Origin of the sequence: Tenacibaculum sp. Cn5-46 (assembly GCF_022347705.1) — a bacterium.
Taxonomy (GTDB): Bacteria; Bacteroidota; Bacteroidia; order Flavobacteriales; family Flavobacteriaceae; genus Polaribacter; species Polaribacter aiptasiae.
Genome location: NZ_JAKRGD010000002.1, coordinates 203,624 through 220,361, shown reverse-complemented (window position 1 = coordinate 220,361; position 16,738 = coordinate 203,624). Strand labels below are relative to the sequence as shown.

Genomic DNA, 16,738 nt, shown 5'->3' with positions numbered 1-16,738 from the left:
TGTTGGTGGTTTAACTCAAGAGCACTTCTTCTTACTATTTAAAGGCATTTAATCCTGTAATATCTAAACCTGTAATTAGTAAATGAACATCGTGTGTTCCCTCATAAGTAATTACACTTTCTAAGTTCATTGAGTGTCTCATAATAGAATACTCTCCAGAAATTCCCATAGCTCCTAAAACTTGTCTTGCTTCTCTAGCTATTTGTAAAGCCATTTCCACATTATTTCGTTTTGCCATTGATATTTGAGCAGAAGTAGCACGTCCTTCATTTTTTAAAACTCCCAATCGCCATGTTAGTAATTGTGCTTTGGTTATTTCAGTAATCATCTCAGCCAATTTCTTTTGTTGTAATTGAAACTGTCCAATTGGTTTACCAAACTGAGTACGCTCTTTAGCATAACGTAAAGCGGTATCATAACAATCCATTGCAGCACCTATGGCTCCCCAAGCAATTCCGTAACGAGCAGAATCTAAACACAATAATGGTGCACCTAAACCAGATTTGTTTGGTAATAAATTTTCTTTAGGAACTTTAACGTTATCAAAAATAAGCTCTCCAGTAATAGAAGCTCTTAAAGACCATTTATTATGAGTTTCAGGAGTTGAAAAACCTTCCATTCCTCTTTCAACAATTAAACCATGAATACGTCCTTCTTCATTTTTCGCCCAAACTACAGCTACATCACAAATAGGAGCATTAGAAATCCACATTTTAGCACCATTTAATAAATAATGATCGCCCATGTCTTTAAATTTCGTTTCCATTCCCCCTGGATTCGATCCATGATTAGGCTCAGTTAATCCAAAACTTCCCATCCATTCACCAGATGCTAATTTTGGTAAATATTTTTGACGTTGCGCTTCTGTTCCATAATTAAAAATAGGTCCCATTACTAAAGAAGATTGAACCGAGGCTGTTGATCTGATACCACTATCACCACGTTCTAATTCTTGCATAATTAACCCATAAGAAATTTGGTCTAATCCTGCACCTCCATACTCTTCAGGTATATAGGAACCAAAAGCTCCAACTTCAGCTAATCCACTAACTAATTGAGTTGGAAAAGTTGCGTTTTGTGCGGCATCTTCTATAATTGGAGATAAATTTTTCTTCACCCATTCACGGGCAGTATCACGAACAAGTTTGTGTTCGTCAGTTAACAAATCATCAGCTTGATAATAATCAGGTGCTTGAAATAAATCTGGTTTCATAAGTTTTTTTTACGTTAAATACTGATTTTGTATGTGTTGATGATTGATAAATTAATTATCCTAGTTTTATTTAATAGTATAGACTCAAAAATACTCAAAAAAATGGTTATTAGTACAGGTTTACGTATGTTTGTATTAGATGAGATTTACATTAGGACAGCAAGAACGATTAAAGAGTAAAAAGTTATTAGGAAAACTTTATGAAGAGGGAAAAGCGATAAAAGTATTTCCTCTTCGAATGGTTTATATACAAACGGAACATACTTCAAAGTTCCCTGCTCAAGTAGGCGTATCGGTTCCTAAAAGAAACTTTAAAAAAGCTGTAGACAGAAACCGAATAAAACGCTTGTTAAGAGAAATTTATAGAAAAGAAAAACATACTGTTTACAACGGAATAGATAAGCCTTATGTGTTTATGATTTCTTATATTGCAAGAGATGAATGGAAATATGCCGATATTGAGCATAAAATGAAGAAGTTATTAACGCTTTTTACAGAAGAAATTACCAAAGATGAAAAATAAAAAAATACTTTTTTTTGGTTCCCTAATTGTTATTTCGTTTTTATTCTCGTTTCAGTCTCGCTTTTTTGAGATTGCTAAGCAAATAGAAATTTATAACAATTTGTTTAAGGAATTAAACATCAATTATATTGATGAGATTAACCCTGGTGATTTAACCGATAAGGCCATTAAAAACACCTTAAAAAACTTAGATCCTTATACTAATTTTTATAACGAACAAGATGTAGAAGATGCACGTATTCGTAGAGAAGGAGAGTACGGAGGCATTGGTGTTTCTACTTTTTACACAAAACAAGGAATCGTAATTGCTGAAATATATAAAGGTTTTTCGGCAGACAAAGCAGGTATGAAAGCCGGAGACATTATTACTGATGTCAACGGACAAAAATTAGCTGATTTAGAAGAAAGTCAATATTCACAATTGTTAAAAGGAACACCAGACAAGGAACTTTCATTAATTGTTAATAGGAATAATAAAAATCAGACAGTTAATTTAAAACTAGATAAAGTTATTGTAAATCCAGTTCCTTTTTATGACATGATTGATGAGGAAACGGGCTACATTATTTTAACCAGATTTACAAGTCAAAAAGCTACACAAGGAGTTAAAGATGCTTTTAATGAGTTAAAAGATAGAGGAATGAAAAAATTAGTTTTTGACTTACGTAGTAATCCTGGAGGTTCTTTATTTGATGCAGTAAACATTACAAATTTATTTATTCCAAAAGGTTTAAAAGTTGTAGATACTCGCGGAAAAATTAAGAAAAACAGTAGAACTTATAAAACTAGTAGAGAGCCTTTAGATGCCCAAATCCCAATCGTTGTTTTAATTAACGATCGTTCTGCGTCTGCTTCAGAAATTGTATCAGGAGCATTACAAGATTATGATCGTGCGGTAATTATGGGAAAACGTTCATTTGGTAAAGGTTTAGTACAACGTTATTTTAACTTGAACTATGGAACTCAAATGAAAGCAACTATTTCTAAATATTACACTCCTAGTGGTCGTTGTATACAAGAATTAGATTATGCTAATAGAGATTCAAAAACAGGAAAAGTTCCAAAATTTTCCGACGGTCCTGTAAACACATTTACTACAAAAAATGGACGTAAAGTATACGATGGTGGTGGAGTAACTCCGGATATTCTCATCGATATATCTGAAAAGTCTGAGGAAACAAAAAAACTTTTAAAATCGAAAGCTATATTTAATTTCGTGACAGATTTCACTCATAAAAACCCTAGTTTATCTACAGAAAACTATACTTTTAAATCTGCCGATTTTAATAGCTTTAAAAACTATTTACTTACACAAGACACAGCTTTTGTAACAAAGAGTGAAAAACTCTTCAAAAAAGCTTATTCTTCAGTAGAAAATGAGGAGAAACTTTCATCAGAATACAATGCTATTCTTAAAAAATTAAAAAAAGAGAAAGTTCAAAAAATCGCTGTAAACGAAGATCTTTTATCAAACAAAATTCAAAACGAAATAGTAAAGAGATACACCTATCAGGAAGGAATGTTTAAGCACCAACTAAACAATGATCCTACTATTAAAAACGCAGTTAATTTGTTAAAAAACCAGCAAAAATATAGCGGTATTTTAACAAAATAATATGCATTACATAATTTGTATCTTTGCCTTTTAAAAAAATATATGTCAAAACCTAATCATAAAGAACGTACCAGAGCTCAAGAATCTACAAATGCCATAGAAAAGTTATACATTTCAATGCGTCATTTATTTAGTCGTGGATTTTATAAGCCAATGGGAGTTTCTGGAGAAACGTTACGTAAATCCTTATTACAATTACGTCCTGAAATTTATGGATCAATCGCTGAAAACAAAACCGAATTAAATGGTTTGGTTTATATTATTGAGCGATTACCTGAAGGTATTGAAGAATGTCAATACATCTACTTAACTGCAGATGAAGGGTATAGAAACTCAAAATTCAAAGCAATAGTTCCTCCAAAGAGAAGAAGAAATTGTTATCGTATTGACAAGGACCAAATGAATATTGAAATTACTCGTGGTCGTTCTGAAATTTATGATATACTTACACACCTTACCTTTTTATTTATAGAATCTCATAAAATAAAAGACCGTGTAATTATTAATAACGGTGAAAGTTTTATTAGAGAATGGCTTCAATTAGAAGACATTGTTTTAAATAACAAAACACTTACCGATGAAGAAAAAGATGTAATTGTTGTACATCTAGGAAACATCTTAGGTAGAACTTACGACGAGGTATATGATGTTTATAATACTTTTTCTACGGAAGAAAACCCTAATAGATTTTTCCATTTAATTTACTGGTTAGGAAAACTGGCTATCAATGAAGAATTATACGAACAAAAACGTTCGGTAAAATTCAGTTCTGTATTAATTGAAGAAATAGGACACCACTTTTATGGAGAAATGTGGGCAAACAGCATTAAAAAAGTTTTAGTAGATAATGATTTATTAGAACGTCCTATTCATATTATTAGTGCAAACATGCACAGTGTTATGAATAGTATTTATGCTCAAAATGCCTTACCTGATGAAGTAAAAAAACACAAAGGTTTTGAGCTTTTTGAAGTATTGAGTAATGCTAACAGTCAACCACTACAAAAAGCAGTTAAAAACTATGCTTCAGAAAATGGGTTGATATACATTAAAGATACATCTGGAACAAACATTAATGTTCAAGTTATTGATACTGAAAAAATAAACTTTGACACTACTTCTTTTGAAAAGAAGAACTCTGTTGGAGAAAAACCAGTAATCATTGTAATGGATTATGCATTTGGAGAGCAAGCATATGAAACAATGGACGAGTTATTAAAACCATATAAAATAGGAGATAAATCTGTTCATTTAGATGTCGTTTCTGTTTCTATAATGGGGAAAGCTGGTATTTTAGAAGGAGGTAAAGGAGACATTATGATTCCTTCTTCTCATATTTTTGAAGGTACTGCCGACAATTATCCTTTTAATAACGAATTAACCAAAGAAGATTTAGAAGGGTTTGGAGTACAAGTATTTGATGGAGCTATGGTAAGTGTACTAGGAACATCATTACAAAACAAAGACTTGTTAAAATTCTTCCACGATTCTACATGGAATGTAATTGGATTAGAAATGGAAGGAGCTCACTATCAAAAAGCAATTCAATCGGCTTCAAAAATTAGAGGAAACGTTAGAGAAGATATCAAAGTAAGATATGCATACTACGCTTCGGATAACCCATTAGAAACTGGTGCAACACTAGCTTCGGGTGGTTTAGGAATGAGCGGAGTAACACCAACATATGCAATTACGCAAAAAATATTAGAACAAATATTTTAAACAATTAAAAGGCTATTTTTTCAAATAGCCTTTTTTCTTATTCTATATTTGCAACAACAACACAACAACACATAAAATGAACATTCTAATTTTAGGATCAGGTGGTAGAGAGCACGCCTTTGCAAAGAAGCTTTCTGAAAGTAATAAAATTCAAAATTTATTTGTAGCACCTGGTAATGCAGGAACAGATTCAATAGCTACAAATATCAATATCAATCCGACCAATTTTCAGCAAGTAAAAGAAACAGTATTACAACACAATATTAATATGGTTGTGGTAGGTCCAGAAGCACCATTAGTAGCAGGTGTTCATGATTTCTTCTTAGCTGATGATGATTTGAAAAACATCCCTGTGATTGGTCCTAAAAAAGACGGTGCTTTATTAGAAGGAAGTAAAGATTTCTCCAAGAAATTCATGATCAAACACAATGTTCCAACTGCTAAATATGAATCGTTTACAAGTAATACTTTGGCACAAGGAAAAAGTTTTTTAGAAACCTTAACGCCTCCATATGTATTGAAAGCCGATGGTTTAGCTGCTGGTAAAGGTGTTTTAATTTTAAACGATTTAGAAGAAGCAAAATCGGAACTTGAAGAAATGCTTTCAAATCAAAAATTTGGAGAAGCATCATCAACAGTAGTTATTGAAGAGTTTTTAAAAGGAATAGAGCTTTCTGTATTTGTTTTAACAGATGGTAAGAGTTATAAAATATTACCTTCTGCAAAAGATTATAAAAGAATTGGAGAGGGAGACACAGGTTTAAATACAGGTGGAATGGGTGCTATTTCCCCAGTTCCTTTTGCTACTGATGATTTCCTTCAAAAAGTAGAAGAACTAGTTGTAAAACCAACAATAAATGGTTTACAGAAAGAAGGAATAGATTACCGAGGATTTATTTTTATTGGGTTAATGAATGATAATGGAAATCCTTCAGTAGTTGAATACAATGTTCGTATGGGCGACCCAGAAACAGAAGTAGTTTTACCAAGAATAGAATCGGACTTAGTCGATTTATTTGAAGGAGTTGCTAATCAGACTTTAAACGAAAAATCATACGAAGTAACACCACAAACTGCAACTACAGTAATGCTAGTTTCTGGTGGATATCCAGAAGCTTACGAAAAAGGAAAAACTATTACAGGTTTTGATACTGTAGATGATTCTATTGTTTTTCATGCAGGAACAACTGTAAAAGATGGAAAAGTAGTAACAAACGGAGGAAGGGTAATGGCAATAACCTCTTTTGGTGATTCTATCGAGGATGCCCTAAAAAAATCATATAAGAATATTGATAAAATAACTTTCGATAAAATTAATTATCGAAAAGATATTGGATTCGATCTAGTATAAATAAAAAAGAAGGAGTTGATTTTTTCAACTCCTTCTTTTTTACATTGCTTTTTCTAAAGTAAAAGAAAATTCTGATCCTTTACCAAAATCACTTTTTAATAAAATTGTCTCATTGTGAGCTTCAATAATATGCTTTACAATAGACAATCCTAAACCAGAACCACCTTGTTCTCTTGAACGACTTTGATCTACACGATAAAAACGCTCAAATAAACGAGAAACATGCTCTTGTTTTATACCTTCTCCATTATCGGAAATTTTAATAATAAACTTATTAGGATTGTATGTTTCTATACTAACTGTAGTTGCACCTCCAACTTTTCCGTATTTTATAGAATTTACAATTAAATTAATTAAAACCTGTTCTATACGTTCTACATCACCTTTTACAAAATGAGGAAATTCATAAATTCGATCAAACATCAAAGTTATGTTTCTCTTTTTTGCTTTCATCTCAAATAAATCAAAAACATTTTGAATCAGTTCAAGGATATTGAATGTTTCAATATTCATTTTCATTCCTTCTGTTTCTAATTTAGCAATCATGTCTAAATCTTTGATAATAGAAGTTAATCTCTCAACACCTTTATTCGCTCTGTTTAAGTACTTTGCACGAATTTCTTCATCTTCAGCAGCTCCTTCAATTAAGGTTAAAATATATCCTTGAACAGTAAAAAGAGGTGTTTTTAACTCGTGAGCAACATTCCCTAAGAAATCTCTACGAAAAGAATCTCTTTGAGTTAACAATGCTATTTCCTCACTCTTACCTTCAACATATTTTTGAACACTTTTTGTAAGTGCTTCAACATCGGTAGTTACTTTTTTCCTTTCTAAATCATTCACATCTAAAATGGAAATGTCCTGATATAACTTTTTAACACGTTGATAAATGAAATATTCAGCTCGGTATTGGATAATAAAAAATGATATAATAAACATTACAACACCAAAAACAAGCACAGTACCTATTCCTAATAAATTAATTAAGAACAAATAAGAAAGTAATGCTATAACGACTGAAATAATCGTAGAATATAATGACGACCAAAGTGCGTATTTGTATGTTTTTTTAATTTTTTTCATTATAAAAAAATAGATTGCCAATTAAGCAATCTATATAAATATTTTAAAGTTTAATTTATTTTTCTGCTCCTTCCAAAACAAATTTATAACCAACTCCTTTTACAGTTTTAAAGTAATCATCGCCGATTTTCTCTCTAAGTTTTCGAATATGTACATCAATTGTACGTCCTCCTACTACAACTTCATTACCCCAAACGCTATCTAAAATAACTTCTCTTTTAAATACCTTTCCTGGTTTAGATGTTAATAATGAGAATAATTCAAATTCTTTTCTTGGTAAAGCTATTTTTTTATCCCCTTTAAACACAACATACTCATCTCTATTAATAATGATGTCTCCAATCTTAGTTGTTGTATCAACAGATTCTTCTGTTTTTAAACGTCTTAACAACGATTTTACCTTACTTACCAAAACTTTTGGTTTTACAGGCTTGGTAATATAATCGTCAGCACCTGCGTCAAAACCTGCTACCTGTGAATAATCTTCACCTCTGGCTGTTAAAAAAGAAATAATAACATCTTCTAACGGCTTAATGTTTCTAATCTTTTCACACGCTTCAATACCATCCATTTCTGGCATCATTATATCTAATAATATTAAATGTGGATGTATTTTTTTAGCAGTCTTTACAGCTTCATTACCATTACTGGCTGTAAAAACCTGATAGCCTTCTGATTTTAAGTTATAACCTACTATTTCTAAAATATCAGGTTCGTCATCAACTAATAAAATTTTAATATCATTCGTATTCATAGATCATTTGTATTGTGTTATCCAAAAGTAACCATAAAATTATAAATCGTTCGCTCTCTTATTGAACTTAACATTCATTTAATCTTTAATAAACCTTCGCTTAAATAGTTAATAGAAAAATTAATCTGTAATTTTTTGTTTTTTGTATCTTTATAAAAATTGTTTGCTATGAAACTTATTCCTTTATTTGACGAAATTTTTTCTAAAACTAAAGAAGTCTTTATTGATAAGTTTAGAAAAGAAATTCCTAACCTACAAACAAAACCCTTCTTTAATATTATTTAGTTTATAAAACCTCCACAAAAAAACGAAGAATTACCTTTAAAATGAGAGTGTTTATATTTTAATAAAAAGAAAAAATGTTGAATAAAATTAATCTTCAAAATATCTTGTTCTTAGACATTGAAACTGTTCCAGAAGTAGAACTGTTTTCTGATTTATCGGAAGAAAAACAAGAGTTATATGCTTTAAAAACACAATACCAACGAAAAGATGAAATCAGTGCCGAAGATTTTTACCATCGTGCAGGTATATGGGCAGAGTTTGGAAAAATAATATGTATTTCTGTTGGGTATTTTGTTGACAAAAAAGAAGAGAATCAGTTTAGAGTAACTTCTTTTTATGGAGATGATGAAGTTAAAATATTAAACGATTTTAAAAATTTACTTGATCAACATTTTAATCTAAACAAACACCTTTTATGTGCTCATAATGGAAAAGAATTTGATTTTCCTTACATAGCTCGGAGGATGATAATCAATCGCATTGAATTACCCAAAAAACTAAACTTATTTGGTAAAAAGCCATGGGAGGCTCCCCATTTAGACACCTTAGATTTATGGAAGTTTGGCGATTATAAACATTACACTTCCTTAAAATTATTAACTTCTATTTTAGACATTCCATCACCCAAACAGGATATAGATGGAAGCGAAGTAGCTAATGTATATTATAAAGAGAAAAACTTATCTCGTATTGTTGACTATTGTGAAAGAGATACCATAGCAGTGGCACAGCTTTTATTGCGTTTTTTAAACAAACCTATTTTAGAAACAAAAAACATTGTAACTATATAAAAAACATCAGAAATTACCCCTCTACAAATAATTCATATTTTTAAATGAGGAAGTAAGAAGATTTAGAATATGAAAAAACAACGTTAAAAGATGAATAAAAATCAATATAAATTACGCTTAACAGTATATACAATATCTATTTTGATTGCGCTTGTAATCATAGCTGATTTTGCTTTACCAGGAAAAATTATAACTAACAAAATTGCTAACATTCAAAAGAGTTTAGAAGAATATTACAATGCAGGCGGAAACTATCATTATTCATATAAAATAAGCACAGATAAACACGAGTTTTCAGTTACAGAAGAATTTGCTGTATTGGTAAAAGAAAATGAAGAAATAGAATATTCAGTTTCTCAAATATTTAAAAAAGTAAACTGGTATAAACAACCTAGTTCAGATGACAAATCGTTTTATTCATTAAGAATAGTAACCGGACTCGTACTTCCATTATTAGTTATTCTTTCAATATTTATAGCTTATCGATATAAAAAGAAAATGAATACACTGTTATTTGTACTTCAAATCTTATTGATAGCTGACCTGATATTTTTAATATTATAAATAGTTAAAAAATGGTCAATTCAATAAGAATATTCCTGTTAATGATATGTTTTGTTTCTTTTAAAATTCAATCACAAACACATCAAAAAACAAACTCAATTCTTGAACAATGGAATTATATAGTTTTTGATAAAGGAGGTTGTTTAGGCGGTGGGCAATACGTCACAAAAAACAAAAGAGAAATTCCAACTATGGTTTTTAGTCAAAAAGAGTGGAAAAAATTCTCTAACAATAAAAAAGAAAAATTGACAAAATTTCTGATTAAAAGACTTTCAGATACTACCAAAACTAAAATTCACACATGTCCTTTTTTTGTAGCAACAAACGGAGAAATTGCTGTTTATGCTTTACAGCATATTCACAACAAAAACTGGTTTGATTTCAATGAGTTTAAAAGTTATAAAAATAAAGAAACTAAAAGTGCTATAGAACAAAAACAAATATGGCTACAAAACATTCTGAAAAATGAAACCGATAGACAAAAATTAACGGAACTGTTTTTAAATCAACTTAAAAAATAAATGTTCATAATATACCTAACTTATAAAACAGAATTAGAAAAATAGATTAATTTCTAAACGGACATATTGAGTTTTTATATAAAACAATTATCATAACTGCTAACTAAAATGAAAAATATTATAAACTTTTTAATTTGTGTAACATCTTTCATTTCTTATTCGCAAATCGGAATAATTAAAGATAAGGATGGTTACACAAATGTTAGAAAGGCTACAAATATAAAATCTAAAATAGTATACAAATTAAAAGAAAATGAAGCTTTTTGGTACAATGATATTGGAGAAGATTGGATTGAAGTATTTATTCCTCAAGATAAATTTAGTGTTGAGGATACTGACGATTTAATGATAGGAGGTTACATTCATAAATCTAGATTACAAAAAATCGAAAACCTTCCTACTGCTAATCAAAATGAAGTAAAATTTGAGTACATATTTAGAAAATTTAAAAGGGAAAACCATATTGATAATGGAGATGGGAAATTTGTAACAAAAATTGATGGAAGAAAAATTTGGGGAACGGACGGGAATTATCCTAAAATCGAAATTGAAAAAATAAATGCATCAATAAATAACAAAATTATAAAAATTCATAAAGTTTTATTTCTCGATTTATTTGAGTGTGATACAAACATTAACAAATATAAAAATGGCAACACCTATTTTATCTACCAAAATTGTAGTGATGGTGCTGGAGGTTATGAATTACTATGGGTCATAAATAAAAATGGCCTAACTCAACGCTTAGTTGGTTCTATAATATAGAATGACAAATCAAAAACATTTAAAATTGACCGAACTAGAAAATTATATTAAATCCTACTTTGGAATAACAAACCAAAACTTAGACAAAATAACATCGCTTTTTAACGAGTCTGAGCTTAAAAAAGGAGAATATTATACTAAATCAGGACAATACTGCGAAAAACTAAGTTTTGTAAAAAGTGGATATATTAGGCTTTTTGCTAAGGCTAATGACAAAGAAGTAACACAATGGATTGCTGCCAAAGGACATTTCTTAACAGAGTTATACAGTTTTAATTTTAAACAAAGAGCTAGGTGGAATATACAAGCATTAACCGACTGTGAACTATACATCATAAATAAAGAAAATTATACTCTTTTGAATAATATAATTCCAAACTGGATTGAAATAGAAAAGCAATTTATGGCAAGTTGTTTTATCCAATTAGAAGATAGAATTTTTAGTCATTTATCACTTAATGCAGAAGAACGTTACCATCAATTTTTTGAGAATAACAAAGAGCTTTTTAATCAAGTTCCTTTACAATACCTTGCTTCGATGCTAGGAATGACACCAGAAACATTCAGTAGAATACGAAACAAGAAAAATTCTTGATTTTTGTCAAGAGCATCACTTTAATTTCAATCTAGTTTTGTTATATAACTCAAACAATATGGCAAAGCAAATCACAACCTCAATTACTATTAACGCTAGCAAAGAGAAAGTTTGGAACATTCTTATGGACTTTGAGAATTACTCCAAATGGAACTCCTTTATTAAAGCTATTTCGGGAGATTTAAAAGTTGGAAACAAAATTCATGTGGAACTATCTGGAATGACTTTCAACCCTGTAATTAAAATATTGGATAAAAACCTAGAATTAAAATGGCTTGGTAGTCTCTGGTTTAAAGGGCTTTTTGATGGAGAGCATAAATTCAAACTCACAGACAACGGAAATGGAACTACTTATTTTGAACAAAGTGAAATATTTAGTGGAATATTGGTTCCTTTATTTTCAAAAAGTTTAGATACAAATACTAAAGCAAATTTTGAACAAATGAATAACGAATTAAAATTACGAGCAGAAAATATTTAGTCCTTCGAAAAACTATCTTGAAAATTCGATATAAAATCGTGAATAAATTTCTTCGATGTATCTGCTGTACGAAAAACTAAATAATGCTTTCTTTTTAAACCATTCTTGCTAATTCGTTTAAAAACCAAATCATCAGAAATTTTAAACGATTTAACCGCCCATTGAGGCATGCATAATATTCCCATATTTGCATTAACCATTTCCAAGGCAACTTCTGTTAACGGGATTGCTGAAATCTTTTTAGGAATTATTTTATTTGGTTTAAAAAAGCGTTCATAAACAGAAACCGTTTCTAAAGGAAAAGAATGAATAATTAAGTGAAGATTATTGAAATCATTTACATCTAAAAAATCCTTTTTGCTAGAAGGGTTTTCTTTATGCATAATAGTAAAAACCTCATCTTCATAAACTTCAATACTCGATAAAGTATTATTCTCAGGTTTAGAGGTAACAATAGCAATATCAATTTCATTAGATAAAATTTTAGGTATAGGTTGATGTGTAGCTTCTAAAATTAAATCAATAGTAATTTCTGGATATAGAAGTCCCATTTTCTGTACAAAAACAGGAAGACCTTGATAAAAACTATAACACTCAGTACTCAATTTAATGGTACCAACAGATCCCATTCTTAACTGCTCAATATTCCGAAAACCATTTTCAATACTTTCAAGGATTTCGTTACCTAATTTGTATAGCTCAGCTCCTTCATCAGTCAATTTCCATCTATTTCGACTTCTAAGAAAAACCTTAAAACCTAAGCGTTCCTCTAATTCTCTTAATTGATGACTTAAAGCCGATTGTGTTAAAAACAACTTATTGGCAGAATTGGCAATACTACCTTCTTCAACAATTGTTTTAATAAGTCTAAAATACTTGATTTCCATGTCACACAAAGTTAACGATTTAGAGGTTAAAGCTTAGTTGAAAAAAATTCAGTTAAGAAATAAAAACCTTCAATTTCGAAATTCAAAACACCACTACTTTCAAACTAATTTTACAAAAAGATTAAAATTATGTCGAAGCAAAAAAACAATACAACAAACAACTTACTAAAAGCAGTACAAACCTATTTCGATGCAATTCATTATTGCGACACTAAAAAATTAAATCAAATATTTCACAAAAACTCCAGCCTTTTTGATGTAGATGAAGAAAAAGTTTTTGTAGAACCAATAGCAAGTTTTAGCAAAGATGTGGGAGAAAGAATATCGCCAGCGAGCAAAGGACAAAAATTAACAGCTGAAATTTTAATGATTGATTGGTTATCACCAGCATGTGCAACAGTCAAAATAAGAATTAGAGCACATAAAAACGTATTTGTAGATCACCTAGGGTTTGTAAACGGAGAAGAAGGATGGCAAATAGTTTCTAAAATATGGCACCTCGAAAAAGTAATCAATTAAAACTGCTTTTTAAGTATATTCGCTATAAACAAAAGATAGCAAAATGAAATCGAAATTACTTTTCACTTTACTTATAATCTTTTTTATTTCTTCATGTAAAAAAGAACCAAAAAACTATGAATCGGAAACATTAAAAATAAAACAAGTAGCCAACAATGTTTATCAGCATATATCATACTTAGAAACACAAAGCTGGGGCTCAGTTCCATGTAATGGAATGATATTTTTAAATGGAAACGAAGCAATTATATTTGACACTCCAACCAATAAAAAAGCAACAGAAGAACTAATAAACTGGATAGGAAAAAGAAAAGTTAAAGCAGTAATAGCAACGCACTTTCATATTGACTGTTTGGCAACTTTAGAACAATTTCATGAAAAAGGAATAAAGTCTTATGCTACCAAACAAACAATTGAACTTGCCAGAGCAAACAACGAAAAAGTACTGCCACAAAATGGTTTTGAAAAAGAAAAAGAATTTCAAATAGGTAATAAAACAATACTAGCAAAATACTATGGAGAAGGACATACAAAAGATAATATCGTTGGTTATGTACCGTCAGAAAAAGTATTGTTTGGGGGTTGCTTTATAAAACAAGTAAAAGCACCAAAAGGTAACTTAGAAGATGCCAATACCTCAGCATGGCCAACAAGTGTAAAAAAGCTAAAAAAAGAACTAACAGATATAAAAGTAGTTATACCTGGACATGGAAAAAGCGGCGGAACAGAACTCTTAGATTATACCATAAAACTATTCGAAAAAGAGAAGAAAAAATATGTATTCTTCTTACATAATCGATTTTTAGAAGAACACGATTTAGAAGAATCACATCCAGAATATGGAAGAACAGAATACAAAGAAATAATAGCAGCATTCGAAAAAAGAAAATTAACAGTAATAAGTGAACAAAGAAAAGGCAATGTAAATGCAAGGGAATATGCATCGAGGATTGTTAATCAAATAGACAGTTTAGTTACAAATGGGGCTAAACCAGAGCATATAACAGTTATAGGAACTTCAAAAGGAGGCTATATAGCACAGTATGTATCAACCTTGGCAAATAATCCAAAATTGAATTTTGTATTTGTAGCAAGTTTTCAAAATAGCGATTTAGAAAATATTCCAGAAATAAACTTTTGTGGAAATATTTTAAATATTTATGAAAAAACAGATCCATTTGGGCAATCAGCCATCAAGCGAAAACAAAATTCTACATGCGAAATAGCACATTTTAAAGAAATAGAGCTGCATACGGGAATGAAACATGGTTTTCTATTCAAACCGTTAAAAGAATGGATAGAACCATCAGCAAAATGGGCTAATGGAAATTATGAAATCGAGTAAGGAATTGTAGAAAATGAAAAGCACTTAAACTAACTTTAAAAACATATTATAATTTTATACAAAAATCTGTTATGAAAAAGGTATTCATTTTGATAAGTTTTATTCAAACTATTTCTGCACAAATTGAAAATAATAAGAATCTCATTTTAAAAAACAAAGTAAAAGAATCGTTTGAAATACATTGTTTTTCAGGCTCAAACTCAAGTTGCACCTCAATTACAGAAAAATACGATAGAAAAGGGAACTCTATTGAATGGAATATGGGACGACTTGGTATGATTCGTAGAAATATATATAACAAAAACAATTATAAAATTCTTACACTTTATATCGACAAATTAGATTCAACAAAAATAGACTCAATCCCTTATATATTTGATAAAAATAATCAATTAACACAGGAAGGAGAAAATAAGTTTGAGAACTTTTATAATTCTAAAAAACAACTAATAAAACAAATAACTAAAAATCACGACAATAAGAAAAAGATAATTCAAAAAACAAAAACGATAGCATGGACTAGCTTTGAAAAAGTGAAAAAAGAAACTATCGAAACCCTTCTATTTGAAACAACAAAACCTACAAAATATAAAAAGTTAGATATCTCTTATGTAGAATATGAATATGACAAAAAAAAGAATCTAATCAAAGAAATTCATTATAAAAACAATGTCATAATAAATACAATTATTTACACTTACGATTCATCAAATAGACTAATAGAAAAAAGAGAAAAAGATATCCAAGAAATTGAACTTTTAAATGACATCAAATTTAGTAAAAGAGAAGATATCAATGAGTTAATTACAAAAATTTCATATAATAAAAATGGATCTATAAAAAGTAAGTATACGTATTTTAGTGACCCTTGTATGGGATTAGACGACCATTATTTATACAAACATTTCTATCTTAAAAATGGGCTATTGAAAAAAGCAGATGTATATAAAAAAAGTGATTTAATTTTTACTATAACTTATCAATATGAATATTATAAATAAGAATAATAGAATCAAGAGATAGCAAACCTAATTAAAAAACAGGGTTCATTCATTTACAGTATAAAGACAGGTAAACATGGTTTATATTTGAATAAACATCAACCAAACAGCTATGAAAAGAAGCATTTTTACTTTAATCATAATACTACAAGCATTTAATTTATGTAGTCAAAATATGCAACAAAAGCGAATCAATAATAAACCAATTTATTCGGGCGATTCAGAAATAAGAGTAATAAATAACACAAAAAGTATCTATCAAAATCAAAGTCCTATAGGCATCTTTGTAAATGGAAACTTTATAGGTAATCAATCATCCTTAGACTTTATAAATTCAAATAAAATAGAAACGTTAAAAGTAGAAAAGAAGAGTTTTGAAAAAAACGGAACAACCTACAATGGTAAGATTCTTCTAGAAATGAAGTCAGGTTATAAATCAAACTTTATAACATTAAAAAGCCTTACAGAAAAACATTTAACATTAGATAAAAATCCAACACTCTATCAAATAAACGAAAAAGTACTAGAGAGTAATAAGACCGAATTTCTAATAGATGAAAACTTTATTTTAAAAATCATTCCAACCAAAATAAAAACATCAAACAATAAAATAGAAATCAATCTAATACAAATAATAACTAAAACAGCTGACAATATTAAAAAAGCAAACGAGATAAGGATTAAAGGAAATAAAAATTAGAAGAAGGAAATTACCTGTTCAAA

General features: G+C 29.4%; 17 protein-coding genes and 1 pseudogene. 14 read left to right on the top strand and 4 right to left on the bottom strand.

The features are described 5' to 3' along the window. Positions 1-34 precede the first annotated feature (34 nt). Positions 35-1,213 (bottom strand): acyl-CoA dehydrogenase family protein, encoded by a 1,179-nt coding sequence (locus MHN29_RS04955; protein WP_235274433.1) that lies wholly within the window; start codon positions 1,211-1,213, stop codon positions 35-37. Positions 1,214-1,352: 139 nt separating this feature from the next. Here MHN29_RS04955 and rnpA point away from each other — a divergent pair, with 139 nt between their 5' ends. The 4 genes from rnpA (at position 1,353) to purD (ending at position 6,424) form a co-directional block, all read left to right on the top strand. Beyond that, the gene (rnpA, locus tag MHN29_RS04950) at positions 1,353-1,736 is read left to right on the top strand and encodes a ribonuclease P protein component (RefSeq protein WP_150898162.1); all 384 of its coding nucleotides are present in this window, start codon (positions 1,353-1,355) and stop codon (positions 1,734-1,736) included. After that, positions 1,726-3,351, top strand: a complete 1,626-nt coding sequence (locus tag MHN29_RS04945) for a S41 family peptidase (protein ID WP_235274434.1) — start codon at positions 1,726-1,728, stop codon at positions 3,349-3,351. Before rnpA ends, MHN29_RS04945 begins: the two co-directional genes overlap by 11 nt. A gap of 42 nt (positions 3,352-3,393) precedes the next feature. Next, the gene (locus MHN29_RS04940; RefSeq protein ID WP_235274435.1) at positions 3,394-5,073 is read left to right on the top strand and encodes a hypothetical protein; all 1,680 of its coding nucleotides are present in this window, start codon (positions 3,394-3,396) and stop codon (positions 5,071-5,073) included. A gap of 76 nt (positions 5,074-5,149) precedes the next feature. Then, positions 5,150-6,424 carry a phosphoribosylamine--glycine ligase gene (gene purD, locus MHN29_RS04935; protein ID WP_235274436.1) on the top strand — a complete coding sequence of 425 codons (1,275 nt, stop codon included), beginning with the start codon at positions 5,150-5,152 and terminating at the stop codon, positions 6,422-6,424. 39 nt (positions 6,425-6,463) lie between these two features. Here purD and MHN29_RS04930 read toward each other — a convergent pair whose 3' ends face one another. After that, the gene (locus MHN29_RS04930; protein ID WP_235274437.1) at positions 6,464-7,507 is read right to left on the bottom strand and encodes a cell wall metabolism sensor histidine kinase WalK; all 1,044 of its coding nucleotides are present in this window, start codon (positions 7,505-7,507) and stop codon (positions 6,464-6,466) included. A 55-nt stretch (positions 7,508-7,562) separates the two neighbouring features. Beyond that, positions 7,563-8,261 carry a response regulator transcription factor gene (locus tag MHN29_RS04925; protein ID WP_150898157.1) on the bottom strand — a complete coding sequence of 233 codons (699 nt, stop codon included), beginning with the start codon at positions 8,259-8,261 and terminating at the stop codon, positions 7,563-7,565. A 359-nt stretch (positions 8,262-8,620) separates the two neighbouring features. Between MHN29_RS04925 and MHN29_RS04920 the strand changes: the two genes are divergently transcribed. The 6 genes from MHN29_RS04920 to MHN29_RS04895 all read left to right on the top strand — a co-directional run bounded on the left by MHN29_RS04920 (position 8,621) and on the right by MHN29_RS04895 (position 12,263). Further along, the gene (locus tag MHN29_RS04920) at positions 8,621-9,337 is read left to right on the top strand and encodes a 3'-5' exonuclease (RefSeq protein ID WP_235274438.1); all 717 of its coding nucleotides are present in this window, start codon (positions 8,621-8,623) and stop codon (positions 9,335-9,337) included. Between the two features lie 90 nt (positions 9,338-9,427). After that, the gene (locus MHN29_RS04915; RefSeq protein ID WP_235274439.1) at positions 9,428-9,901 is read left to right on the top strand and encodes a hypothetical protein; all 474 of its coding nucleotides are present in this window, start codon (positions 9,428-9,430) and stop codon (positions 9,899-9,901) included. A gap of 11 nt (positions 9,902-9,912) precedes the next feature. Further along, positions 9,913-10,422: a hypothetical protein gene (locus MHN29_RS04910; RefSeq protein WP_235274440.1), complete on the top strand. Its 510-nt coding sequence runs from the start codon at positions 9,913-9,915 to the stop codon at positions 10,420-10,422. A 108-nt stretch (positions 10,423-10,530) separates the two neighbouring features. Then, positions 10,531-11,187, top strand: a complete 657-nt coding sequence (locus MHN29_RS04905; RefSeq protein WP_235274441.1) for a hypothetical protein — start codon at positions 10,531-10,533, stop codon at positions 11,185-11,187. Positions 11,188-11,212: 25 nt separating this feature from the next. Further along, complete coding sequence (locus MHN29_RS04900) at positions 11,213-11,782, top strand: Crp/Fnr family transcriptional regulator (protein ID WP_235274442.1); 570 nt, start codon at positions 11,213-11,215, stop codon at positions 11,780-11,782. Between the two features lie 58 nt (positions 11,783-11,840). Next, entirely contained in the window at positions 11,841-12,263 is a 423-nt protein-coding gene (locus MHN29_RS04895) for an SRPBCC domain-containing protein (RefSeq protein ID WP_150898149.1), read from the top strand. Here MHN29_RS04895 and MHN29_RS04890 read toward each other — a convergent pair. Continuing rightward, positions 12,260-13,150, bottom strand: coding sequence for a LysR family transcriptional regulator (locus MHN29_RS04890; RefSeq protein ID WP_235274443.1), 891 nt, complete (start codon positions 13,148-13,150; stop codon positions 12,260-12,262). The two genes, MHN29_RS04895 and MHN29_RS04890, sit on opposite strands and share 4 nt — an antisense overlap. Positions 13,151-13,279: 129 nt before the next feature. Between MHN29_RS04890 and MHN29_RS04885 the strand changes: the two genes are divergently transcribed. From MHN29_RS04885 to MHN29_RS04865, 4 genes and pseudogenes are all read left to right on the top strand, one after another. Continuing rightward, on the top strand, positions 13,280-13,669 hold the full coding sequence (locus MHN29_RS04885) for a nuclear transport factor 2 family protein (RefSeq protein WP_235274444.1): 390 nt from the start codon (positions 13,280-13,282) through the stop codon (positions 13,667-13,669). A gap of 43 nt (positions 13,670-13,712) precedes the next feature. Continuing rightward, a pseudogene (bla, locus tag MHN29_RS04880) lies at positions 13,713-14,435 on the top strand (subclass B1 metallo-beta-lactamase); the annotation flags it as partial. A 650-nt stretch (positions 14,436-15,085) separates the two neighbouring features. Continuing rightward, positions 15,086-16,015: a hypothetical protein gene (locus tag MHN29_RS04870; RefSeq protein ID WP_235274445.1), complete on the top strand. Its 930-nt coding sequence runs from the start codon at positions 15,086-15,088 to the stop codon at positions 16,013-16,015. 112 nt (positions 16,016-16,127) lie between these two features. Further along, the gene (locus tag MHN29_RS04865) at positions 16,128-16,715 is read left to right on the top strand and encodes a hypothetical protein (protein WP_235274446.1); all 588 of its coding nucleotides are present in this window, start codon (positions 16,128-16,130) and stop codon (positions 16,713-16,715) included. The last annotated feature ends 23 nt before the right edge of the window (positions 16,716-16,738 follow it).

Coding starts and splice junctions, on each gene's coding strand:
- MHN29_RS04915 (WP_235274439.1), top strand. CDS start 9,428: ATGAATAAAAATCAATATAAATTACGCTTAACAGTATATACAATATCT.
- MHN29_RS04905 (WP_235274441.1), top strand. CDS start 10,531: ATGAAAAATATTATAAACTTTTTAATTTGTGTAACATCTTTCATTTCT.
- MHN29_RS04925 (WP_150898157.1), bottom strand. CDS start 8,261: ATGAATACGAATGATATTAAAATTTTATTAGTTGATGACGAACCTGAT.
- MHN29_RS04885 (WP_235274444.1), top strand. CDS start 13,280: ATGTCGAAGCAAAAAAACAATACAACAAACAACTTACTAAAAGCAGTA.
- MHN29_RS04940 (WP_235274435.1), top strand. CDS start 3,394: ATGTCAAAACCTAATCATAAAGAACGTACCAGAGCTCAAGAATCTACA.
- MHN29_RS04955 (WP_235274433.1), bottom strand. CDS start 1,213: ATGAAACCAGATTTATTTCAAGCACCTGATTATTATCAAGCTGATGAT.
- MHN29_RS04920 (WP_235274438.1), top strand. CDS start 8,621: ATGTTGAATAAAATTAATCTTCAAAATATCTTGTTCTTAGACATTGAA.
- MHN29_RS04910 (WP_235274440.1), top strand. CDS start 9,913: ATGGTCAATTCAATAAGAATATTCCTGTTAATGATATGTTTTGTTTCT.
- MHN29_RS04945 (WP_235274434.1), top strand. CDS start 1,726: ATGAAAAATAAAAAAATACTTTTTTTTGGTTCCCTAATTGTTATTTCG.
- purD (WP_235274436.1), top strand. CDS start 5,150: ATGAACATTCTAATTTTAGGATCAGGTGGTAGAGAGCACGCCTTTGCA.
- MHN29_RS04890 (WP_235274443.1), bottom strand. CDS start 13,150: ATGGAAATCAAGTATTTTAGACTTATTAAAACAATTGTTGAAGAAGGT.
- MHN29_RS04865 (WP_235274446.1), top strand. CDS start 16,128: ATGAAAAGAAGCATTTTTACTTTAATCATAATACTACAAGCATTTAAT.
- MHN29_RS04870 (WP_235274445.1), top strand. CDS start 15,086: ATGAAAAAGGTATTCATTTTGATAAGTTTTATTCAAACTATTTCTGCA.
- MHN29_RS04895 (WP_150898149.1), top strand. CDS start 11,841: ATGGCAAAGCAAATCACAACCTCAATTACTATTAACGCTAGCAAAGAG.
- MHN29_RS04930 (WP_235274437.1), bottom strand. CDS start 7,507: ATGAAAAAAATTAAAAAAACATACAAATACGCACTTTGGTCGTCATTA.
- rnpA (WP_150898162.1), top strand. CDS start 1,353: ATGAGATTTACATTAGGACAGCAAGAACGATTAAAGAGTAAAAAGTTA.